The sequence below is a fragment of the Plantibacter sp. RU18 genome (genome assembly GCF_050613355.1).
Lineage (GTDB): Bacteria > Actinomycetota > Actinomycetes > Actinomycetales > Microbacteriaceae > Plantibacter.
On record NZ_CP159618.1, the window covers coordinates 3,992,332 to 4,014,083 of the forward strand.

The following is a 21,752-nucleotide window of genomic DNA, read 5'->3' on the forward strand; positions in this document are numbered from 1 at the left end:
CCGACGGCGTCGGTCTCAGCTCGCGTCGCCGGCGCCGCGCTCCCGCACCTGGCTCGGGCTGAGCCCCGTGGCTGCGACGACAGCGCGGCGCAGGTGAGCCTGCGAGTGGTAGCCGCAGCGGGTGGCGACCTCGGCGATCGACAGCCCACGATGGTCCGGATCCGACAGCAGCGCGAGCGCGAGCTCCAAGCGCCGTTCCGCGATCTCGCCGGCAGCACTCGTCCCGGAGCCCTCGAACACCCGCTGCAACGAACGCGTCGACATGTTGAACCGCCGCGCGAGCGTCTCCGGTCGAAGCTCCCGTTCGGTGAAGGATGCGGCGATGTGCTCGATGATCCGCAGTCGCGTCGGTACCCGGCCGCCTTCGCCGTCTGCGCGGAACAGGTCGTTCTCGAGGTACAGGCTCGCGAGCATGGTGTCGATCACGCGGCACAGGCGCAGTTGGGCAGCACCGCCGATGGGTTCGAAACTCGAGATGACCTCGACGAGGAACGCCGCGCTGCCGCGCAGGAGCGGAGACGGCGCGAGCGGTCCGAGCGGTGTCGTTGGAGTGATCCCCATCCGACGGAGCGCACGGACCGGCACGAAGACGTACAGGTAGGTCGCGTGGTCCTCGATCGTCGTGCGGTACGACTCGGCGCCGATCGTGAGCGTCCCAGTGCCTGGAAGGAGGTCGAGCTGCTGCTGTCCGTGCGTGAGACTCGCCGCTCCGTCGAGCAGCACCACGATCGTCGCGACGGGCTCGTCGAGGCCGTAGGCATCGCCGACGACGTCGAACGTCCCTTGTCCGACCTCGTTCCGGTGCACGATGTAGTCGCCGAGCATCAGCGTGTCGACGGTCATGGTGAACCGATCCGGATCCACGTCGACGAAGCGGATCGCGGTCGATGCGTCGCGCATCCCGGCGGCGCCCTGGAACCGCAGGGTGGTCACCCGCCCGCGTGCGGGGAATCGGACGGGCTGACGGGCATCGTGTTGGGGCATCGGCTGACCCTTCGGAACAGGGTCTCCACCCTGTCACAGCGAATCCGGGAGGTCGAGGGGTTGCCAGGCGCATTCAAGCTTGTCCGCGATACTTGTCGGATGATCACCGCTGAACTCGCCCGAGCCCTCCGCACCGCCGGACTGCGCTGGACCCCCGAACCCGGCGACCGCTTCACCATCGACGGCGGTGAACTCGCCGGCGAGGTCTTCACGGTGAGCGAGATGACCGTCGAGGTCCACGAGCACCCGGGCGGCCGGAGCTTCGGCTTCAACGGCACCACCGAGTGGGCGCTCGACTCCGTCGATCAGGAGGAGACGCTCTGGCTACCGTCGGAGCACCAGCTGCGCGAGCTGCTCCGCGGCGCGTTCCGTTCGCTGGAGCGCAGCGTCGCGGCCCCGGCCGGGCCGGATGCCGCCGCCACGACGGACGGCGCCGCCGCGGCCGGCTCGGAGCAGACCCTCGACGACGAGCTGGACGTCCTCCTGTCCCTCGGGGACGCTGAGGCGTACACCGTCGTCGTCGAGCTCAGCGGGGAACCTCGTCGATACAGCGCCGCGACTGCCGCCGACGCCTACGCGACCGCGCTGCTCGAACTCATCCTGCGCTCCGTGGTCTGAGACGCTGGCTCTGCACCTGGATCTGCCGGCTCAGCGACCGCGGATCCGGCGTGACAGCTCCTTCGCAGCCGTCCCGATCTCCTGGGCGAGCGACGTCGGCTCGAGGTCCGAATCGGCGTCGAAGGTCACCGCGATCGCGGCGGCCGGCCAACCCGTGTGGTCACGCACGACGACGCCGACGCTGGCAAGGCCGAGGGTGACACCACCCTCCTCCAGGGCGTAGCCGTCCTGCTCGGCCTGCGCGAGCACCTGACGCAGCTCGCGATACCGCTTCGGTCCGCGCCCGGTGCGGTCGACAAACGCCGCCTGGTCGGGGAACAGCGCTCGAAGCTGCCCCGCCGGGAGCGCGGCGAGGATCGCGCACCCACTCGCCGTCAGATGGGCGGGGAGGCGCACACCGACGTCGGTGACGAGGTGTGCTCGTCGCGGTGCGCGCTCCTCCACGATGTACAGCACGTCCCGACCGTGGAGGACCGCGAGGTGCGCGCTCTCCCCCACCCGGTCGACGAGTTCCGCGAGCAGGGGGCGCCCGAGCATGCTGAGCGGTTCCTGCCTGGCGTACCCACCGGACAGCTCGAACGCGGCGACACCCAGCCCGTAGCGCCTGGCTTCGGGGAGGTGCACCACGAAGCCGTGCTCCTGCAGCACGGCGAGCAAGTGGTAGACCGTCGAGCGCGGGAGGTCGAGCGCCGATGCGATCGTCGCGGCCGGGAGCGGCCCGCGGGCGGCCGCGAGGTGGCTCAGCACCCGCAGGGTCGCATCTGCGGCTGGGACTTGACTCATGGGCGGCGCTCCTCGATCACGCTGGCGGTGCGTCTGGCATCCCAGACAAGGACAACTCTACGCGGCGACCACGGCGCACCGCCCGGGTGTTCCATCGGAACATGGACACGCACGCAGAACACCGGAGCCCGATCACCACAGCGTCTCACCCCCAGGAGGGGTCGTCGGCTGATCGACCGGTGGTGCATCTCGGTGCGGGCGCACTGTCCGTCGAGGACGTCGTCGCCATCGCACGTCACGATGGGACGATCGTGCTGGACCCGGCAGCGCTCGAAGCCGTGGCCACCTCCCGTCGCATCGTCGAGGCGCTCGCCTCCGACCCGGAACCCCACTACGGTGTCTCGACCGGCTTCGGTGCGTTGGCGACCACCTTCATCACGCCAGATCGACGAGCACAGCTGCAGGCGAGCCTCGTGCGGTCCCACGCCGCCGGGAGCGGCGCACCCGTCGAGCGGGAGGTCGCGCGAGCGCTGATGGCGTTGCGACTCTCGACCCTGATGACCGGCCGTACGGGCGTCCGACCGTCGACGGTCCAGGCCTACGCCGACGTGCTGAACGCCGGCATCACCCCGATCGTCCGCGAGTACGGTTCGCTCGGCTGCTCCGGCGACCTCGCGCCGCTCGCGCACTGCGCCCTCGCGGTCATGGGCGAAGGCGAGGTGTCGGACCACGACGGTGTCCTGCGGCCAGCCTCCGAGGCGCTCGCCGCAGCGGGGATCGCCCCGGTGCAGCTCGCTGAGAAGGAGGGGCTCGCCCTGATCAACGGCACCGACGGGATGCTGGGGATGCTCGCATTGGCTCTGCACGATCTTCGCCTGCTCCTGACCACCGCCGATGTCGCGGCGAGCATGAGCGTCGAGGGACTCCTCGGAACCGACGCGGTGTTCGCCGCCGACCTGCAGGCCCTGCGGCCGCAGGCGGGCCAGGCCGACAGCGCGGAGAACGTCCGGACGATGCTCGCCGGATCACCGGTCGTCGCGAGCCACCGCGGGCCGGACTGCACACGCGTGCAGGACGCGTACTCGCTGCGATGCGCGCCGCAGGTGCATGGTGCGGCTCGCGACACGGTCGCCCACTCGGCGATGGTCGCCGACCGTGAGCTCGCAAGCGCGGTCGACAACCCGGTGCTCACGTTGGACGGTCGCGTCGAGTCGAACGGCAACTTCCACGGCGCTCCGGTCGCGTACGTGCTGGACTTCCTCGCCATCGCCGTCGCTGACGTCGCATCGATGTCCGAACGGCGCACCGACCGTTTCCTGGACCGTTCTCGCAACAACGGGCTCCCGCCGTTCCTCGCTCATGAGGTGGGGGTGGACTCGGGGCTGATGATCGCCCAGTACACGGCGGCCGGGATCGTGAGCGAACTGAAGCGGCTCGCACACCCCGCATCCGTCGACTCGATCCCGTCGTCGGCCATGCAGGAGGATCACGTCTCGATGGGCTGGGCTGCTGCGCGCAAACTGCGCCGCGCGATCGACGGCCTCGGGCGCGTCCTCGCGATCGAGGTCATGACGGCTGCACGTGGCCTGGAGCTGCGTGCGCCACTGCAGCCCGGCGTCGGCACTGGCGCGGTGCAGCGGCTCGTCCATTCGCGTATCCCCGGCGCAGGTCCCGACCGGTTCCTCTCCCCCGAGATCGAGGCCGTGGCCGAGCTGGTGCAGTCGGGCGCTGTGGTCGAGGCCGCATCGGGAGCGGTCGGTCCGCTGCGCTGAACCAGCGCACGTGCAGTGACCTCAGCGACTGATCAGGGCCATTGCGCGCGACGACGCTTGGGTCGCGTCGAGTCATCTGACGGGGACGGTGCCGACGCAACATCACCGGTCGACGCCGACTCACCTGCAGATGCGGGCTCGTCGACAGCGGCCTCATCGACGGCAGCGGAGGACCCGGCGGGTTCGGCGACGGACCCACTGCCCGTCAGCGGCTCGTGGCTCGGTGCCGCGGGTTCGCGGCCCGGCTCCGCCTGCTCGCTCGGCGGTGCGTCCGCCCGCTCACTGATGGTGTCGATCGGCACGGTCGCCGTCGGGATCTGGACGGACGGCTCGGCATCGATGACCGACGCGGCTCCGGATTCGGTGTCCGCTGGCACCCCCGTGGCCTCCGCAGAGGCATCGGTCGCTCCAGCGACATGCTCGCCGTGATGCTCGGCAGCGACTGACTCACCCGCGGAGAGCGCCTCGGGCAAGGTGATCGCCTCGGTCCGCGGCTGGTCGGCCCCGGCCGCGACGTGAGCTCCGTGCACGTCGTGCGCCGGATCCGTGTCAGGTTCCGCGGCCGCGTCAGGCGTCGCGTCAACCGCAGGCGCCGCGTCAACCGCAGGCGCCGCGTCAACCGCAGGCGCCGCGTCAACCGCAGGCGCCGCGTCAACCGCAGGCGTCGCGTCAACCGCAGGCGTCGCGTCCAGCCCAATCGTTCCGCGGCCGTCGGGCGCAGCATCGCCAGACGGCGCGGCCTCCGCAGCGTCAGAACGCTGTGCATCGGCGTCGGCAACCGGAGGCGCCGCATCAGGCTCTGCGACGAGACCGCCGCCATCCACGATCGGCGCATCCGGGCCGACGATCGGGCTGCCTCCTGCCCCGTCGTCGTCTGCCCCGTCATCGCCGTCCGTGCCGTCCGCATCGCTGTCTGTGACGTCAGCATCGGCGTCCGCCTGGGAAAGCCCGGCGGCACCGAAGACACCGGCCGTCGTCCCGGCACCAGCACCCGATGCGGCACCGACGAGCGCAGGCTCCTCGGCCACGACCGTGGTCGCCCGCGGTCCTTCGATCGCCGCCACCTGCCGTGCCGCCGGCTTCGCCTTGGCTGCTCGGCGCGACTCACGACGTTCGCGGAAGCCCTCGACGAGGTTGTACAGCGTCGGCAGGACGACGAGCGTCAGGACGGTCGACGATACGAGACCGCCGATGACGACGATGGCGAGCGGTTGGGAGATGAACCCCCCGTGACCGGTCACGCCGAGCGCCATCGGGGTGAGGGCGAAGATCGTCGCGAGGGCCGTCATGAGGATCGGCCGGAGTCTGCGCGCAGCACCGTGCTCGACCGCCTGGATGACAGTCATGCCGCGGCGGCGGTACTGGTTGACGAGGTCGACGAGCACGATCGCGTTCGTCACGACGATGCCGATCAGCATCAACACACCGATGAGCGAGGGGACCCCGAGCGGCACACCGGTGATGATCTGCAGACCGATCGCTCCGGTGGCCGCGAACGGCACCGAGACCAGCAGGAGCAATGGCTGGCGCAGCGAGCGGAAGGTCGCGACCATCACCACGTACACGATGAGGATCGCCGCGAGGAGCGCGAGGCCGAGCTGACCGAACGCGTCGCTCTGCGAGGCCGTGACGCCGCCGAGGGTCGCCGTGGTGCCCGCCGGGAGCTTCACGTCGTCGATCGCGGTCTGGACCTCGGAACTCGCGGTTCCGAGGTTGTCGCTGCCCGGGGTCGCGCTGACGGTCGCGGAACGGAGTCCCTTGACCGTGGTGATCGTCGCCGGGCCGTCGACCTGCGACACCGTCGCGAGCGCATCGAGGCGCTGCGGGCCGGCGGCCGTCGGGATCTCGGCCGAGGCCAGTGCATCGAGTGTCGTCGGCGGGTCTTCGGCGTCGACGTAGATCGAGAGCGTCGTGTCGTCGATGACGATCGTGCCCACTGTCGTCGGCTGCATGAGCTGCGAGATGTAGGAGCCGAGCGCCACCTCGCTGAAGCCCGCGGCAGCAGCGGCGTCGCGGTCGACCGCCACCTGGATGAACGGGCGCGATTCGCTGAGGTTGCTCGTCACCTGGTCGATGCCGTCGAGGCCGGTGACGGCCTTCTGGATGGCATCCGCAGCATCGGCGAGGTCGCTCTGGCGTGCAGAGGTGATGTCGATCTCGATGTCGCTCGAGCCGCCGAAACCGGCCGAGGCGGCGACCTCGACCTCGCCGACGCCGTCGAGCGCGGCGAGATCGCTGCGGACCGTCTTCTGCAGCGCCGTCTGGTCGGCGTCCTCGTCCGTGGTGATGGAGTACGTGATGGAGCCGGACCCACCGCCGGAGAAGGCATCGCGCAGAGAGCTGCCGCTCGACCCGATGGACAGCTGCACCGTGTCGATGCCGTCGATGTCGCGGAGCTTCGTCTCGACCTGCTTGGCAGCAGCGTCCTGGGCGTCGAGGCTCGTGCCGACAGGCAACGTCTGGGTCACGGTGAGCGTGTTCTGCCCCGAATCACCGAGGAAGTTGGTCTTCATGAACGGGGTGAGTGCGAAGGTGCCGACGAGCACGAGCACAGCGAGCAGCAGGGTGGTGACGGAGTGCTTCAGCGTCCAGTGGATGATCGGCAGGTAGCCCTTCTGGAGCCTCGACGGCGACTCGAGGTCGTCTTCGTCTTGCACGCTGACCCGGCGCTCGCGCCGGCTGCGCGTGGCGCCGACGACAGCGTGGTCGGCTGGGTTCGACGCAGCAGCGGCCTCGGCCGCGAGCCGCTGGGCCTTCGGCGCACGCAGGAACCAGTAGGCGAGGACCGGGACGATCGTGAGCGCGACGAGCAGCGAGGCCAGCAGCGCGATCGTGACGGTGAGGGCGAACGGCCGGAACAGCTCACCGGTGACGTCGCCGACGAAGGCGATCGGGAGGAACACGGCGACCGTCGTGACGGTGGACGCGGTGATCGCGCCGGCCACCTCCTGGACCGCGCTGAGGATCGAGCCTGCACGTTGCAGGCCCGTCCGGTTGTCGCCGAAGGACAGGTGCCGCTTGATGTTCTCGATGACGACGATGGAGTCGTCGACCACGCGCCCGATCGCGATCGTGAGCGCGCCGAGGGTGAGGATGTTGAGCGAGTACTCGGCGACCTGGAGCCCGATGAAGGTGATGAGCACCGAGGTGGGGATCGAGATCGCCGTGACGATCGTGGCCCGGACGTCGAGCAGGAACACCAGGATGATCAGCACCGCGAAGGCCAGCCCGAGGAGTCCCTCGGTCGTCAGAGACTCGATCGACTGCTCGATGTACGGCGCCTGGTCGAACACGACCGTCAGCTTCGCGTCGGAGCCGATCGTGCGCTCGAGCTCCGGCAGGATGTCGCGAACGCCCTGCGACACCTCGACCGTGTTCGCGGCGGGGAGCTTTGTGACGGCGATCGTGAGCGCCGGTTGGCCGTCGACCCGCGAGATCGACGTGACCGGGTCGGAATCGAGTGCGACGGTTGCGAGGTCGCCGATGGTCAGTACGGAACCGTCCGGCGCGAACGCACCGGTGATGGGGAGCGCCGCGATGTCGTCGACCGAGGTGAGCTTCGTGCCCGTCTGGACGGAGAAGGTCTTGTCGTCCTCGGTGATGTCGCCCGCGGGCTGGAGGACGCCGTTCTGCTGCAGTGCGGTGCCGATGACACGACTCGTCTGGCCCGCGAGGGCGAGCTTCGTGTCGTCGGGGGTGATGGACACGCGCTTGCCGACCTCGCCGACGATGGCCGCGTCACGGACGCCTTCGACGTCCTTGATGTCGGGGACGACGGAGCTCGACAGCACCTCGGCGAGGCTGTCCTGGTCGGCATCGCCGGAGACCGCGATCTGGATGACGGGGAGGTCGTCGATGCTGCCGCTGACCACCTGTGGGTCGACGGCGTCCGGCAGGGTCGACTTGATGCGGTTGATCGCCTGGGTGATCTTCTGCTCGGCCGTCGCGAGGTCGGTTCCGTACGTGAAGGTCGCGCTGATCAGGCTCGTGTTCGTGCTCGACGTCGCCGAGGTGGACTCGATTCCCGGCACACCCTGGATCGCCGTCTCGATGGGCGTCGAGACGTCGTCGTTGACGACCTCGGGTGCCGCACCGGGATAGCTCGTGATGATCGCGAGCTGTGGGAACTGCACCGAGGGGATGAGCTCCTGCTTGAGACCGCCCACCGCGAGGGCACCGAACACGGCGACCACGATCGTGACGAGCGCGATCAACGCGCGGTTCTTCATGCTGAGGACGGAGAGCAGATGCACGGGGCCGCTTTCGGTTGGTGCGAGAGGTGCGGACGCTGCAATTATGTCACCGACCGCCTGCTCAGCAGCAGATTCCGACGGTCGTCGGGCGACGTCCACCGCGGGATCGCCTGTGGAGGAACGTCACCCGAGTTCAGGGTCGCTCAGACGACGTCCTCGAGGTAGTCGAGCGCGGGCACATGCCCGAACATCGCGGAGTTCCAGGTCTGGGTCAGCAGCTCGACGGCCCGCTCCGTCTCGGCCCACGGGTAGCTGATCGGGATGCGCAGGTAGCGCTCGAACGCCCCGTCGATGCCGAAACGCGGACCGGCGACGATCACGAGCCCGTTGCTGCGTGCGGCGAGCGAGAGCTGCGAGGAGGCCGCCTCCCCGAGGTTGACCCAGGTCGCGATGCCGCCGTCCACGCGCGGCACCGTCCAATCCGGAAGCCGCTCGGCGAGGAGGTCGACGAGACGGTCACGGGTCTCACCGAGCGCGACACCTCGACGCGCGACGATGCCGTCCATCGCGGGCATGAGCTGCTGCACCGTCAGTTGGTCGAGGATCGGGGTACCGAGGTCGCCGAGCGATCGCGCAGAGACGAGCTTGCGGATCGTGCCGCGCTCTGCCCGGATCCAGCCGATGCGGAGTCCGCCCCAGATGGTCTTGCCGACCGAGCCGATGGTGATGATCGAGCTCGGCGCACCGTCGAGCGCCGCGAACGGCGTGCCGTCGAGCCCGTCCCCGCTCGGCCGGTCGATGTCGAGCTCCGCCGTCGTCTCGTCGATGACGAGGACCGTCCCGTGACGCTCGGCGGCTGCGGCGACACGCGCGCGGGTCTCGAGCGGCATCGACGCCCCGGTCGGGTTGTGGAAGTCCGGCATGAGGTACGCGAGCGCCGGGCTCGTCCGCTCGAACCACTGCTCGAGCTCTCGGACGTCCCACCCGGTCTCGGAGGAGACCGTCGCAGCCCCCAAGCGGGCTCCGGCCGCGCGCAGCGCCTCGTAGGCGTGGGGGTAGCTCGGCATCTCGACGAGGACCCGGTCCCCCCGGCTGAGCATGGTGCGGGCGATGAGCGCGATCGCGTGCTGCGCGCCGACCGTCACCATGATCTCGTCGGGGTGGGTCGGCAGGCCGCGCGCGGTGTAGCGGTCGGCGATCGCCTGGCGGAGCTCCGGCATGCCGACGAGGTCGTAGTCGAAGTCGTGCATGTATCGCGGGAGTTCGGCGGCGGCGGTGGCGACGGCGTCGATGATCTCCGGGCACGGCGGGACGGCCGCCTTGCTGAAGTCAAGGAAGCCGCCCTGTGGCACGGGCGCGAGGGAGGTCGGCGCGGATGGCAGCAGCGTGACGCTGCCGGAGCCGCGGATGCTCCGCAGGTAGCCGGCATCGCGCAGCTCGCGGTATGCGGCGGTCACGGTCGTGCGGCTGAGGTCGAGGCGGTCGGCGAGTTCGCGCTCGGCGGGCAGGCGCGTGCCGACGGGGATGCGGCCGTCCAGTACGAGGAGACGGATACGGTCGGCGAGACCGCGGTACGCGGGTGCGCCGCTCTTCCATTGTCCGAGCAGGGCTGCGAGCGATCTGGCGCTCAGGGAGATCGAAGCCATGGAACCACGATACCCAGATTGGCCTCTGGCGCCAAAGCCAATCATGGAATTGGATTGTTCACTATGACCCGTCGCGTACTGCAACTCCTGATCGGCCTCTTCCTCTACGGCATCGCCATCGCGATGATCGTGCGCGGGGCCGTCGGCGTCGCCCCGTGGGACGTCCTCACGCAGGGCCTCAACCTCCGCACCGGCATCACCTTCGGGCTCATCACGATCGTCGTCGGCGCGATCGTGCTCCTCGCCTGGATCCCGCTCAAGCAGCGTCCCGGCGTCGGCACCATCCTGAACGTGCTCCTCGTCGGACCCTCGGCAGACATCGGACTCGCGTTCATCCCGGCCGATCTCGACCTGTGGGCGCGCATCCTGCTGTTCGCCGGCGGGCTGCTCCTGCTCGGCGTCGCCTCAGGGCTGTATATCGGCGCGAACTTCGGACCGGGCCCCCGCGACGGCCTCATGACCGGCATCCACCGCGTCACCGGTTGGCCCATCTGGGTGGGTCGAACGGGCGTCGAACTGGTCGTGCTCGGTATCGGCTGGCTGCTCGGCGGGAACGTCGGCGTCGGTACCGTGCTGTTCGCGGTGTTGATCGGCCCGATCTGCGGGGTCACGATCCCGCTGTTCCGGATCGCTCCGACCGCAGGCAAAGCCCAGGCACCCGAGGTCGAGGCCGCTCTTGAGGGCGACGTCCAGCCATCGCCGCCCGTCGTGGACTCACCCGCGAACTGAGGCTTCATCTCGACGCGATCGGCGACCAGGTCAGGCGACGGCAGCGCTCGGGTTCTACAACCAACCCGAGCAACTTCATCGACCGACCATTCCTCAGGTCCGGCGGATACAGACGCCGGGCGCAACCTGATTCCGAATGACCTTCTCGTCCAGTTGCGATACACGTCGATAACCTGAAATGAGAAGACAGGCCATACCCGATCGCCCCGCTGCTCTCGGTTCGGCGTACATGCCGACAGCGCCCGCCTTGTGCCCTTCACTGGAGCCTGATAGCGTCGAGCAGACATATTCGGTCCACCTTCGATAGGAGAACACATATGTCGATTTCAGCTCTGAACGATGCCCTCAAGCTTGCAAAGGATTCCTCGTCGCGAGTCATCGAACCGGCGGGAACCAAATCGCTTGACGAGGTACTCGTGAGCGATCTCTACGCCGAAGGGTTCGAGAGTTCAGCCACGACGTCGTTCATCACGATTATCGACGCACCCGGGGTGCCGTCGACTCTGGCCGGTAACACCTGCGTCGCGAATACGGTCTGCCTCTGTGCTTCGGCAGAGACTGAAGACCTCCTTCCTGCCCGGTTCGAGTGACCAGTCTCCCAGCATGGCCCGCGTCCTCACCCCCGACGCATATCTAAGAGCAGTACAAACAGGAGCGCTTGAGAATTGGCCAGCGCTCCCATTCTGGGAGGAAGTCTCCCAGCTGGATTCTCGGCTGTCTGCATTGATGGGCGACACCGATACCACTGCGGTGCGCAGTGCGTTCGTCTCCCAGTTCGTCGTCTCTGTCGCGAGAATTGCGCGCTCTTCAGTCACATCCGCGATGATCAGACGGGGTCATTCATGTGAATCCGCTGAAACCGCCTGGAGAACCGTCGACAATCCGCTTGTCACGAGCGAACTACGGCGTGAGCAATCCGTCATACAGTCTCGGATTCACCTTCTCGCGGAGATTTATTTCGAGGCAGCGGTACTCCTTGCGTCCAGGATCGCGGACTCTGTCGTCCTTGATCCGGAACGCGTTACTCACGTTCGCCTTCTCGGGGACATGCACATACGCGGCGCAGTAGCGTTGCTGTACATCGATGACCAACCTGCATGGGTGTACAAACCGCGTTCACTCGCCCTGGACAACCTGCTCTCGGAGATATTCGCGCTCCTTGGTCCGAGACTCGGAACCGTGGCCACGCCCCGGCACCCTCAATCAATCGAACAAGACGGCTATGGTCTGCAGGAGTATGTGCGGTATTCGTCTCCGACCCCCGGGCCGCAGCGTGCTGCTTTCTACGAACAGTTCGGAGTGCTGACAGCACTGTCGTATGCGCTCAGGTTCAACTGTTAGCGCCGAGCTAGAACGGACCCCTTTGCGCCGGTCTGGGGTGGACCCCTCTTCGTTGGTTGAGCTTAGTTCTTCTCTGTCTGCTTGATGAGGTCGCGGCGGCCGTGGGTGCGGTAGGAGTCGCCGGAGAGGGTAAGGACTTCGGAGTGGTGGACGAGGCGGTCGATCATCGCTGCCGCGACGACGTCGTCGCCGAACGTCTCACCCCAGCGGCTGAACGGGAGGTTCGAGGTGACCATGATCGAGCCTTGCTCGTAGCGAGATGCGACGAGTTGGAAGAACAGGTTCGCGGCGTCCTGGTCGAAGGGGATGTAGCCAATTTCGTCGATGATGATGAGTTTGTAGCGGCGGATCTTCTTCAGCTCGGCCTCGAGCTGCCCCTGGTGGTGGGCGGCCGCGAGTCTCGCGATCCAGTTGTTCGCGGTGTCGAAGAGGACGGAGTATCCGGCGTGGGTGGCTTTGACGCCGAGCCCGATCGCGAGGTGCGTCTTCCCGATCCCGGGCGGGCCGAGCAGGATCACGTTCTCTGCTTTCGCGACGAACGTCGACGTCGCGAGGTGCGCGAGGACGTCTTTACGCAGAGACGGGAGGTGATCGAGATTGAAGTCCTCGAGGGTCTTGACTGCGGGGAAGTGCGCGGTCCGGATCCGCATCGTCGTCCCGGCGGATTCACGGTCCGCGAGCTGGCGTTCAAGGACGGCTGCGAGATATTCCTCATGCGCCCAGTTCTCGACCCTGGCGCGGTCCGCGAGGTCTTCCCAGACCCGCCCGATCGTCGGGGTCTTGAGAGCTCTGGCGAGATAGGCGATCTTGGATGCAACCTGCTCGGTGGTCTTCGGAATAGGAGCGTCGATCGTGCTGCTCTTGGAGGTCATCGTGCTTCTTTCTCGTATTCGGTTTTGGTGGTGAAATCGACGCCGAATAAGGCGTCGTAGTCGGACAGCGCCCGAAGTTGGACCCGATGCCCGTCCGGGTGCTCACGAACCCCGGAGGGCTTGGGCCGTTGGTAGTGGGCGCGTAGCTTCGCCGCCGCGGTGACGTGCCCGGGATCGGTGATCGTCATCCCGTTGCGCAACGACCGGGCATGCCGTCCCGCGGCCTGTCCGGCGCAGGAGATCGTGACGTCATCAAGCGTCGCGCGAACATCGACGAATCGGCCGATGAACCGAGGATCGACGGAATAGTCGTTCCCATCGAGACGGACGTAATAATCCCGGGCCAGTCTGATCCGATGCGTGAGACCAGTGACAGGGGGCTTCGCCGGAAGTGGGAGCATCGCCGCCCGGTCAGGGACAGCGAGCTCGACGGGACGGGCAGCGATCGCACGGACCTTCCGCTGATTCGCTCTGGTCTCCAACCAGGTCGTCATCTGGGCGTTGAAGTCATCTCGGTCTTGGAAAATCCGGCCGGGCAGGAACGAGGTCTCCAGAAAGCGGTTCGCGCGCTCGACGATGCCCTTCGTCTCCGGGTCTCGTGGCGGGGCCAAACGCAGCCTGGTCGCCAGCGTCCCCACGAACGTCGCCGCGAGGACGGTGGGCTTGCCCAACCCGCCGATCGCAGCCTCTCGATCCCAGAGCAACGATTTCGGCACCCCGCCGAACCTCTGCAGCAGCGACCACATACCCGCAGTGAGATCACCGCCCTGCCGAGACGGCAGCATAATCGCCTCGATCCGCCTGGAGAAGCCGGACACCATCACCAACACCGGCAAGACACGATCCTGGCCCCCGCCGACGGGAACTCGCGCCTCAGGGAACCACAGATCACACTGGATCACCTCACCCGCCTGATACGAGAGCCGATCCGCGGGATCGATGCCTTGATACTCCGGCCGCAGCTCAGACACCCGCTCCCGAAACAACGACGGCGAGAACGTCCAACCGACACGCTCCGCGATCACCGTCGCCGGCATCTTCGGATACTCCATCAACAGCGCACGGATCTGCGGCACGAAGACATCGATCTTCGAACCCCGCGGACCCCGCGACCGATCCGGCGGATCCTCACCCCGCAACGCCCGACGGACCGTGTTCCGCCCGATCCCAAGATCCCTCGCGATCTGCTTGATCGGAACCTTCTCAGAACGATGCAACCGCCGAATCTCTGCCCACGTATCCACTGAAATCATCCTCCTAGCTTGAGCTAGGGGGTCCAATCCAACCTGGCGCTACAGGGTCCGTTCTACTTCGGCGTCAACACCGAGTGCAGCGTCGTTCCCACGGGCTCCCGCAGAGCGGCCGCGTTGCGCAGCGCCGCGACAGCGAGCTGCGCGGTCATCCGTGAGTCGAGTGAGTAGCCCACGATCCGGTTCGAGTGAACGTCTTTGATCGCGCAGAGATACAGCTTGCCTTCATCGGTCCAATGCTCGGTGATATCCGTCAACCACAACTGATCCGGCCGGGTCGCGGTGAACTCACGAAGCACGAGATCGTCATGCACGGGCGGCCCGGCTTTGCGGTTCAGGCCACGCTTCTTCGAGAACACGGACCAAAGCCGCTGCTCGGAACACAGCCGCCACACACGACGCTCCGAGGCGACGAGGCCACGCTCGGCTTCGATCTCGTCCGAGATAAACCGATACCCGAACGCTGGATCGTCGCGATGCAGATCGACGGCAGCGTTCGTGAGGTGAGCGTTGTCCCAGTCACGTTGCGACACCGGGTTCGCGCGCCATTTGAAGAACGCTTGCTTCGAAAGCCCAGCACCCGGCAGGTCACCGTGATCGGAATCCGATCAGCGGCAAGGTCAAGGACCAGCGGGAACATCATTTGGGGAGTGAAGCCTGCGACAGATACGCCGCCGCCCGCCGCAGGATCTCGTTCTCCTGCTCGAGCAACCGGATGCGTTTCCGCGCCTCGCGCAGCTCGGCCGCGTCAGCCTGCGTGACACCGGGCTTAACGCCGTCTTCGACGTCCGCGATCTTCAGCCATCGTTGCAGGCACGACTCGGACACACCGAAGTCTTTCGCGATTCGGCTGATCGGGGCTTCGCCCCGACGCGCGACCGCGACGACATCGTTCCGGAACTCTCTGGGAAATGCTTTCGGCACGTTGACCATCCTTCCGTGAGAACCGAAATCCTCACAGCGTTGGAGTCAACCAAACCGACAGCAGTCCCTATGGCTCAGATCCGGACGTGGGGTCGCTGCGGCGAATGGATCAGCGGAGGAAGGGCGGCACCTTCCGGCGCAGCAACGCGACAAGTTCGGGCGCCATGTAGTCATACTGGTCTGGGATACCCAGAACTGCCACGCGTGTGTGCGCAAGGGAGGGGCCGAAACGGCGCGTGAGTTCCTGCTTATGTGTGCGCTCCATCACAAGAATGAGATCAGCCCACTCAACGTCCTCGGACGTCAGGACTTCGTCAGCATCACGTTTGAGGCCTGCCGACGCTACTTCAATCCCGGGCACCTGCCGGAAGAGCACTTCAGCTGTCGGACTCCGTAAGCGATTCCGACTACACACAAACAACACACGCATCATCCTGCTCCCACCCTCAGGGCACCCTGCCACGCTCATCGTCCTGGACGACGGTAGACCCCAACCAGCCCTAGTGTCACCACTGCTGAGAGGCCGACTCTCCAGATCGTTACTTGGATGCGCGCTGATTGGTGACGTCCCGGACCCGGGCGAGAACGTTGGTGAGTTGCGGGAGAATCCGTTCGAGATGCGCGGCTGAGGCCTGGATCACGAGCAACGACTGTCCGCATGGGATCGTCAGGGCTCCCCCCGACGCGCGGACCAAGGCACCATGGCAGTTGCCGCACCGACGGCGGCGACCGCGAAGCAGATCTGGGACAGAGTGGGTGGTTTCTCAGGCGCCGCTAGCACTCGGGTACCGAGATGACCGTCTGGTGCCTTGGCTCGTAGCTACAGCCTGCCGGTATGGTGATGCGGATGAGCATCAGTAGTGGCGTACGGCCCGGGGATCATCAAGCGTGCAGGCTTGTCCGGCGGCCGCGTCGCAGCCAGGGCACGGGTGCTGCGAGAACGCAGCGGTGTAAATCGCTTGCACTGACTGGTGCTCGTCGGTGTTCAAGTGGCGGCTGCATCCCAGGCCGTTTGCGCCCCGCCCGGTCACGGCACAGCCGATCTGACGGAGCGAGCTCGGCCCATGCGGGGGCCGAACCGGACTGTGTGGCGCGCTTGATCTCGCCGGTTACGGTGCAACTGCCGACGGTGTTACCGCAGCGCTTTTCGCGCATGTCGCGCACCTTTGCTGCGCCAGCAGAACTCGTCTGGTAGTCGATCACGAACGAAGCGAAGCTGACGATGTCTCGGATCTCCGGCTTGCAGTTCACGTTCCATCCAGCAGAGGCAGAGCAGCCGGAGAGTCCCGATCGCTCAGCCTCGGCCGCAGTAGCTTCGGTAGGTTTCTGGAGATCAATCCACTGGCGGGAACCGTCGGCGTAGATCTTCGTCGTGCGCTCTGACCCGCCAGTGGATCGCCGAAGGTGATGGTGTCACGTTTCCGGCATGGTTGCGCAGGACTCGCACCTTCAGTCAGTGCTGCTGCAGGGCGAGCTTCAGGAAAGCCTCAGTGGCGGGAGCCCTTGGATCTCCCGTGCGGGTGAGGAGTCCAATCTGGCGGGTCACGGGAAAAGGGAAATCGCGGATAATTGCACCATGCATAGCGGCCCAAACGGCGAGACGTTCGGGAACAACAGTGACGCCGACGCCGGCCATTGCGAAACGGGTGAGCGCCTCGCGCTCGGTGATCACCACGAGGCGCGGGGGGGCGGACGCCGAGCTTGAGGTACGCACGATCCGTAAGCGATCGCACTGACGTCCCACGGGGAAGCGTGACCAGTGTATGTTTAGCCAGCTCAGCAGCCAAGGTCTCGGCACTCACAACACCGAGCTGGGCGGAAGACTCGACAGAAGGCGCTTCAAATGAGACGGCCGTCGAGGGCGGGAAGACCATCGTAAAAGGCTGCTCCTCGAGTACCCGGACGTCCACGCCTGCTCCGGCCTCAACTGTCTCTGTGATGCCAACGTCGACCCGACCAAGTTCGATCGCGTCCAGTAGTTCATGGGATCCATCTGCTCCGATCACTTCGATACGGACCTCTGGGTGGGCTTGGTGAAAGCGAGCGACAAGGTCGGGGACATGTGTCGTGAAGCGCCCTGGGTCTGATGGAGACTCGCGCTATTTGATTCCCGCCAGCTGGTCGACGGCGGTTTGGCCAGCATAGAAGGCCTGCTCGAACTCGGTGGGTGGGACGTCGCCGAGGTAGCCGTGCAGGCGCTGCGTGTTGTGCCAGTGCACCCATCCGAGCGTCGCGAGCTCGAGGTCCTCGACTGTTCGCCAGGGTCCGGGGCGTGCGGGCCCGCGGACGAGTTCCGTCTTGTAGTAGCCGTTCACCGTCTCGGCCAGGGCATTGTCGTAGCTGTCGCCGACGGTTCCGATCGATGGTGTTGCACCGATCTCGGCGAGACGTTCCCCGTAGCGAATCGACGTAAATTGAGACCCTGCGTCGCTGTGGCAGCGGAGATCGGCGTGGTGAGCGCCGCGCCCCCACCTCGCCATCTCGATCGCATCGAGGACCATCTCCGTACGCATGTGCGACGCGCACCGCCACCCCACGACCATCCGGCTGAACGCGTCGATGATGAAACAGACGTAGGCAACGCCCGCCCACGTCGGCACGAACGTCAGATCCGTCACCCAGAGCCGGTTCGGGGCTGTTGCGGTGAACTCTCGTTTCACCAAATCCGGATACCTCGCCGAGGCCGGGTCGGTCCTGGTCGTCTTCACTCGCTTCGACCTCGTCGCTCCCTCGATGCCCGCAGCACGCATCAGCCGGCCCGTCTGATCTCGCCCGATACTGAGCCCCGCGCGGAGGGCGCTCTTCCAGAGCTTGCGGACACCATAAACGCGATAGTTGTCTTCCCAGAGCGTGACAAGCTCGGGCGTGAGGGCAGCATCGCTGAGTGATCGCGCCGACGGAGCGCGGTCTTTCGCGGCGTAATACGTGCTCGGAGCCACCTGCAAGAGTGCGCAGATGGGCTCGACTCCGAGCGGGCGACCTTCGACGACGTCGTTCTTGTTCGCGTCGATGAACGCGACTACTTCCGGTGTTGGCGGTCGAGCTCCGCCCCGAAGAAAGACGCTGCCCGCTTCAGAATCTCGTTCGCCCGCCGCAACTCGCGGTTCTCCTGCTCAAGCTCCCGCAGCACCCGACGCGCCTCCGCCGTGCTCACACCCGCGACGTGCCCGTCGTCGACGTCGGCCTGCTTCACCCAGGTCCGCACCGACTCGATCCCGTAACCGAGCTGCGTCGCGACGCGCTGCACCGTCCCGTGCTCGGTCCCCAGCTCTGCCCGCAGCGTCCGCACCATCCGGACCGCGGCGGCCTTTTCTTCCGGTGAATACCGACGCGCCGTCGGCTTCCCAGATCCCTGATTCGACACCATGACTCCATCCTCGTTTCCAAGGTCAGGAGTCTCCAACAAACTCAGGGCGCTTCAGTCGCGACAAGAGACGGCAATGCGCCGATTCGTAGCGTGCCCGCTGTCAGGTTTTGCTGTGCGGCGGCTAAAGCACGGAGCTCATGAGCCTCGCGAAGCATTCGACGAGCAGGCCCAAGCATAGATCGACCTGCTTCGGTGACTCGCATAACGCGGCCTAACCTCATGAACAGAGCAACGCCAAGTTCCGCCTCGCACGCCTGTAGACGCCTAGTGATGGAGGGTTGAGAAATCCGCAACACATCGGCAGCCGCCGCGTAGGAACCATAGTCCACGACCGCTATGAGAGCCTCTACTTGGCCAAGATTCATGTGACACACGCTAATCGCTCGAGGCTGCACAACTACTCACGAGAAGGTGTCGAGGCGGTCCTCGTCCTGGCAGGTGTAGATGTTAGATAGCACGAGCTAGCGATGTTCACCGGAGGAGAGTTGGGGGGCTTTCGTGAAAGTGGAGCATCGGCCAACCGGTCTTGGACATCTTTGGTACCGCGTCCGGGAGAACGCCCTGGTGGCGAATTTGGTCCTTGTGAAGGAGGGCCGGGAGTCTGATATGTCCCAGTAACGACTTCTAAGCTAGAAGAGATATTCTAGGTAAGCGCCTTTAAGGCCAATGATTTTGAGCCCTTTTTGAACGTTGAATGTCCTCAATTTCTGCGCGGATGGCGGGGTCTTCTTGGTTCGGGTGATGACTTCGCACCTGTTACATGTAACAATTGGTGTATGGGTGTTCGAGATCGCGTGAGTGACTACCGGCAACGGATGCGTGAGCGTGGGTATCGTCCGGTCCAGGTGTGGGTGCCTGATGTGCGCACCGAGATGTTCGCGGCGGAGGCACACCGCCAGTCGGTTGCGGTGGCGCTTGCGGATCGACGTGGCGATGATCAGGCGTTCATCGAGGCTCTCTCGGCTCCGTGGGATGACGAGTGAATCGCGGTGATCTCTGGACAGTCGCGGGGGGTGTGTACGCGTCGAAGCCTCGGCCGGCGCTGATTATTCAAGACGATCGCTTTGACGCGACGGATTCGGTGACGGTACTGCCTCTGACGAGTACCACTGTCGATGCGCCGTTGTTGCGCATTTCGATCGCGGGTACTGAGCTGTCTGGTCTTCGTCAGGACAGCCACGTGATGATCGACAAGCTCACCACGGTGCGGCGCAGCAACGTTCAAGAGCGTGTCGGACGACTTACTGCGGGGCAACTGGTTGAAGTCGAACGAGCGATGCTGGCCTTCCTCGGCCTGGCTCAGTAGCCGGGACTATCTCAGTAACGGTGTTTCCGGCGGTTTTCATTTAGTAGGTCTCCGCGGCCGGCCAGCGGTCGGCGAAGGTGATGGCGACGGCGTTGAGAGCGGGCTTCCATCTCATCGTCCACTGGTGTTGCTCCTTCCGACCAACCGTCACACTGTCAGGTATTGGAGCACCTGGCTGGACGGCGGTTCAATGGTTATACGAGGGCGTCGGCTCGTCGGTAGAAGGTGGCTCTGGACATGCCGGAGTCCAGGTCACTTGAGAAAGCGGAGCCGACTACTTGACGCGAGACAAGGTCGGCGCCGAGGGATGTCTCGTCCAAGCTTCATCGTTGATGCCCGGGGGCTGTCCGGGATTCGGCGCCGACCAGCACAGCCTAGCCAGTAGTGCCCCATAAGGTGGTGTAGCCTGCGGTGGCCGGCTCGGTCTTGGACGTGAGCGCGGTCACCGTGTGACTCCTTCGAGAAGTCTCTAACCTCCACTCGAAAGGCATCATCACGATGACCGCTCCACATATTGTCGACCCTGCACACCTTCTTGGCGAAGCCCTGACCGACGCGTCTCCCGATCTGATGCGGTCGCTGCTGCAAACCATGATCAACGCGCTCCTCTCTGCCGACGCTGACGCGGTGATCGGCGCCGAGTGGGGCCAACCCACCCCGGGTCGCACCGTCCAACGCAACGGCTACCGGCACCGCGACCTCGATACCCGCGCCGGGACCATCGATGTCGCGATCCCGAAGCTGCGCTCTGGCACCTACTTCCCGGAGTGGCTCCTCGAGCGCCGCAAACGCGCCGAGACCGCCCTGATCACCGTCGTCGCGGACTGCTACCTCGCCGGCGTCTCCACACGCCGCATGGACAAACTCGTGAAGACCCTCGGGATTCACTCGTTGTCGAAGTCGCAAGTGTCCCGGATGGCTGCGGACCTCGACGAGCACGTTGACCAATTCCGACACCGCCCGCTCGGTGATGCCGGCCCATTCACGTTCGTCGCCGCCGACGCTCTCACCATGAAAGTCCGCGAAGGCGGACGCGTCATCAACGCCGTTGTTCTCGTCGCGACCGGGGTCAACGCCGATGGGCGCCGCGAGGTCCTGGGCCTGCGGGTGGCCACGTCGGAGACCGGGGCGGCGTGGAACACGTTCTTCGCCGACCTCGTCGCCCGCGGTCTGACCGGGGTTCGTCTGGTCACTTCCGACGCGCACCGCGGTCTGGTCGAGGCGATCGCCGCGAACTTCCCCGGCGCGGCCTGGCAACGCTGCCGCACCCACTACGCCGCGAACCTGATGTCGGTGACCCCGAAGAGTCTCTGGCCCGCGGTCAAGGCTATGCTGCACTCCGTTTACGACCAGCCCGACGCCGACGCCGTCCACGCCCAGTTCGACCGGCTGTTGGACTACGTCGACGGGAAACTGCCCGCAGCTCACGAACACCTCGACGCTGCCCGCGCCGACATCCTCGCGTTCACCGGGTTCCCCGAGGGGCTCTGGCAGCAGATCTGGTCGAACAACCCGAACGAGCGCCTGAATCGTGAAATCCGTCGCCGCACCGACTCCGTCGGCATCTTCCCCAATCGCGACGCGATCACCCGGCTCGTCGGCGCCGTCCTTGCCGAACAGACCGATGAATGGGCCGAGGGACGCCGCTACCTCGGACTCGACATCCTCGCCAAGAGCCGCCTCACCATCGTCCCCGACACCGGAACCGAGGTGCCCGAACCAGAACTCGCCCTCAGCGCCTAACCCAACGAATCGAAGGACACACGGCTACACCACTCCACGGGGCTTGACCCAGGGTTGCTCCGATGGCATGCGTCGGCCGGTGAACTCTTCCAATATGGGGCCGGGTGGTATCGGCAGCCAGGATGATGACGGATCACAGCAGAGGAAATCATGGAGTCGATGTCGCAGGTGCTCAAGTGTTGGGCGGGCCGGATTAGTAGGTTCAACGCGGGACCGATGGAGGTCCTCGTCATTCTTGGCGGTGCGGTCGGGCGCGGGTTCTCCATCCTGGCTGGCACGGCCGT

The 21,752-nt window shown here is 66.1% G+C and carries 17 protein-coding genes and 2 pseudogenes; 8 read left to right on the forward strand and 11 right to left on the reverse strand.

Going from position 1 to position 21,752, the window contains the following annotated elements:
* Positions 1-15: 15 nt before the first annotated feature.
* Positions 16-984 carry an AraC family transcriptional regulator gene (locus ABMA10_RS18980; RefSeq protein ID WP_347869542.1) on the reverse strand — a complete coding sequence of 323 codons (969 nt, stop codon included), beginning with the start codon at positions 982-984 and terminating at the stop codon, positions 16-18.
* A gap of 99 nt (positions 985-1,083) precedes the next feature.
* Here ABMA10_RS18980 and ABMA10_RS18985 point away from each other — a divergent pair, with 99 nt between their 5' ends.
* On the forward strand, positions 1,084-1,602 hold the full coding sequence (locus tag ABMA10_RS18985; protein WP_347869541.1) for a pilus assembly protein CpaE: 519 nt from the start codon (positions 1,084-1,086) through the stop codon (positions 1,600-1,602).
* 30 nt (positions 1,603-1,632) lie between these two features.
* Here the strand turns inward: ABMA10_RS18985 and ABMA10_RS18990 are convergent, their stop codons facing one another.
* Positions 1,633-2,385 (reverse strand): IclR family transcriptional regulator, encoded by a 753-nt coding sequence (locus ABMA10_RS18990; RefSeq protein ID WP_347869540.1) that lies wholly within the window; start codon positions 2,383-2,385, stop codon positions 1,633-1,635.
* 101 nt (positions 2,386-2,486) lie between these two features.
* Here ABMA10_RS18990 and hutH point away from each other — a divergent pair, with 101 nt between their 5' ends.
* Complete coding sequence (hutH, locus tag ABMA10_RS18995) at positions 2,487-4,097, forward strand: histidine ammonia-lyase (RefSeq protein WP_347869539.1); 1,611 nt, start codon at positions 2,487-2,489, stop codon at positions 4,095-4,097.
* A 32-nt stretch (positions 4,098-4,129) separates the two neighbouring features.
* Here the strand turns inward: hutH and ABMA10_RS19000 are convergent, their stop codons facing one another.
* On the reverse strand, positions 4,130-8,350 hold the full coding sequence (locus tag ABMA10_RS19000) for an efflux RND transporter permease subunit (protein WP_431030836.1): 4,221 nt from the start codon (positions 8,348-8,350) through the stop codon (positions 4,130-4,132).
* A gap of 143 nt (positions 8,351-8,493) precedes the next feature.
* Positions 8,494-9,936, reverse strand: coding sequence for a PLP-dependent aminotransferase family protein (locus tag ABMA10_RS19005; RefSeq protein ID WP_347869538.1), 1,443 nt, complete (start codon positions 9,934-9,936; stop codon positions 8,494-8,496).
* A 63-nt stretch (positions 9,937-9,999) separates the two neighbouring features.
* Between ABMA10_RS19005 and ABMA10_RS19010 the strand changes: the two genes are divergently transcribed.
* The 3 genes from ABMA10_RS19010 (at position 10,000) to ABMA10_RS19020 (ending at position 12,006) form a co-directional block, all read left to right on the forward strand.
* The gene (locus ABMA10_RS19010; protein ID WP_431030837.1) at positions 10,000-10,665 is read left to right on the forward strand and encodes a YczE/YyaS/YitT family protein; all 666 of its coding nucleotides are present in this window, start codon (positions 10,000-10,002) and stop codon (positions 10,663-10,665) included.
* A gap of 317 nt (positions 10,666-10,982) precedes the next feature.
* A complete protein-coding gene (locus ABMA10_RS19015; protein WP_347869536.1) occupies positions 10,983-11,255 on the forward strand; it encodes a hypothetical protein in 273 nt (90 codons plus the stop codon).
* Between the two features lie 13 nt (positions 11,256-11,268).
* The gene (locus tag ABMA10_RS19020) at positions 11,269-12,006 is read left to right on the forward strand and encodes a DUF4135 domain-containing protein (RefSeq protein WP_347869535.1); all 738 of its coding nucleotides are present in this window, start codon (positions 11,269-11,271) and stop codon (positions 12,004-12,006) included.
* Positions 12,007-12,068: 62 nt separating this feature from the next.
* On the opposite strand, the gene istB is transcribed toward ABMA10_RS19020, so the two are convergent.
* The 7 genes and pseudogenes from istB to ABMA10_RS19055 all read right to left on the reverse strand — a co-directional run bounded on the left by istB (position 12,069) and on the right by ABMA10_RS19055 (position 18,784).
* On the reverse strand, positions 12,069-12,878 hold the full coding sequence (gene istB, locus ABMA10_RS19025; RefSeq protein WP_347868871.1) for an IS21-like element helper ATPase IstB: 810 nt from the start codon (positions 12,876-12,878) through the stop codon (positions 12,069-12,071).
* On the reverse strand, positions 12,875-14,131 hold the full coding sequence (istA, locus tag ABMA10_RS19030) for an IS21 family transposase (protein WP_347868913.1): 1,257 nt from the start codon (positions 14,129-14,131) through the stop codon (positions 12,875-12,877). The genes istB and istA overlap by 4 nt, the downstream gene beginning before the upstream one ends.
* A gap of 71 nt (positions 14,132-14,202) precedes the next feature.
* Positions 14,203-15,052: pseudogene (locus tag ABMA10_RS19035) on the reverse strand (IS3 family transposase); the annotation flags it as partial.
* Positions 15,053-16,505: 1,453 nt separating this feature from the next.
* Entirely contained in the window at positions 16,506-16,727 is a 222-nt protein-coding gene (locus ABMA10_RS19040) for a LysR substrate-binding domain-containing protein (protein ID WP_431030838.1), read from the reverse strand.
* Positions 16,728-16,746: 19 nt separating this feature from the next.
* Positions 16,747-17,106 (reverse strand): annotated as a pseudogene (locus tag ABMA10_RS19045) (LysR family transcriptional regulator substrate-binding protein); the annotation flags it as partial.
* A 45-nt stretch (positions 17,107-17,151) separates the two neighbouring features.
* A protein-coding gene (locus ABMA10_RS19050) for an IS3 family transposase (protein WP_431030839.1) occupies positions 17,152-18,419 on the reverse strand; the annotation gives its coding sequence in 2 pieces (ribosomal slippage) (positions 17,152-18,113 and positions 18,113-18,419; 1,269 coding nt in all).
* A 41-nt stretch (positions 18,420-18,460) separates the two neighbouring features.
* Entirely contained in the window at positions 18,461-18,784 is a 324-nt protein-coding gene (locus ABMA10_RS19055; RefSeq protein ID WP_431030840.1) for a LysR family transcriptional regulator, read from the reverse strand.
* Positions 18,785-19,195: 411 nt separating this feature from the next.
* Between ABMA10_RS19055 and ABMA10_RS19060 the strand changes: the two genes are divergently transcribed.
* The 3 genes from ABMA10_RS19060 (at position 19,196) to ABMA10_RS19070 (ending at position 21,468) form a co-directional block, all read left to right on the forward strand.
* On the forward strand, positions 19,196-19,402 hold the full coding sequence (locus ABMA10_RS19060; protein WP_431030841.1) for an antitoxin MazE family protein: 207 nt from the start codon (positions 19,196-19,198) through the stop codon (positions 19,400-19,402).
* Positions 19,399-19,725 (forward strand): type II toxin-antitoxin system PemK/MazF family toxin, encoded by a 327-nt coding sequence (locus ABMA10_RS19065; RefSeq protein ID WP_431030842.1) that lies wholly within the window; start codon positions 19,399-19,401, stop codon positions 19,723-19,725. The genes ABMA10_RS19060 and ABMA10_RS19065 overlap by 4 nt, the downstream gene beginning before the upstream one ends.
* A 498-nt stretch (positions 19,726-20,223) precedes the next feature.
* Positions 20,224-21,468, forward strand: coding sequence for an IS256 family transposase (locus tag ABMA10_RS19070; RefSeq protein ID WP_431030682.1), 1,245 nt, complete (start codon positions 20,224-20,226; stop codon positions 21,466-21,468).
* Positions 21,469-21,752 lie beyond the last annotated feature (284 nt).

Coding starts and splice junctions, on each gene's coding strand:
- ABMA10_RS19020 (WP_347869535.1), top strand. CDS start 11,269: ATGGCCCGCGTCCTCACCCCCGACGCATATCTAAGAGCAGTACAAACA.
- ABMA10_RS19010 (WP_431030837.1), top strand. CDS start 10,000: ATGACCCGTCGCGTACTGCAACTCCTGATCGGCCTCTTCCTCTACGGC.
- ABMA10_RS19005 (WP_347869538.1), bottom strand. CDS start 9,936: ATGGCTTCGATCTCCCTGAGCGCCAGATCGCTCGCAGCCCTGCTCGGA.
- ABMA10_RS19070 (WP_431030682.1), top strand. CDS start 20,224: ATGACCGCTCCACATATTGTCGACCCTGCACACCTTCTTGGCGAAGCC.
- istA (WP_347868913.1), bottom strand. CDS start 14,131: ATGATTTCAGTGGATACGTGGGCAGAGATTCGGCGGTTGCATCGTTCT.
- istB (WP_347868871.1), bottom strand. CDS start 12,878: ATGACCTCCAAGAGCAGCACGATCGACGCTCCTATTCCGAAGACCACC.
- ABMA10_RS19055 (WP_431030840.1), bottom strand. CDS start 18,784: ATGAATCTTGGCCAAGTAGAGGCTCTCATAGCGGTCGTGGACTATGGT.
- ABMA10_RS18990 (WP_347869540.1), bottom strand. CDS start 2,385: ATGAGTCAAGTCCCAGCCGCAGATGCGACCCTGCGGGTGCTGAGCCAC.
- ABMA10_RS18985 (WP_347869541.1), top strand. CDS start 1,084: ATGATCACCGCTGAACTCGCCCGAGCCCTCCGCACCGCCGGACTGCGC.
- ABMA10_RS19015 (WP_347869536.1), top strand. CDS start 10,983: ATGTCGATTTCAGCTCTGAACGATGCCCTCAAGCTTGCAAAGGATTCC.
- hutH (WP_347869539.1), top strand. CDS start 2,487: ATGGACACGCACGCAGAACACCGGAGCCCGATCACCACAGCGTCTCAC.
- ABMA10_RS19060 (WP_431030841.1), top strand. CDS start 19,196: ATGGGTGTTCGAGATCGCGTGAGTGACTACCGGCAACGGATGCGTGAG.
- ABMA10_RS18980 (WP_347869542.1), bottom strand. CDS start 984: ATGCCCCAACACGATGCCCGTCAGCCCGTCCGATTCCCCGCACGCGGG.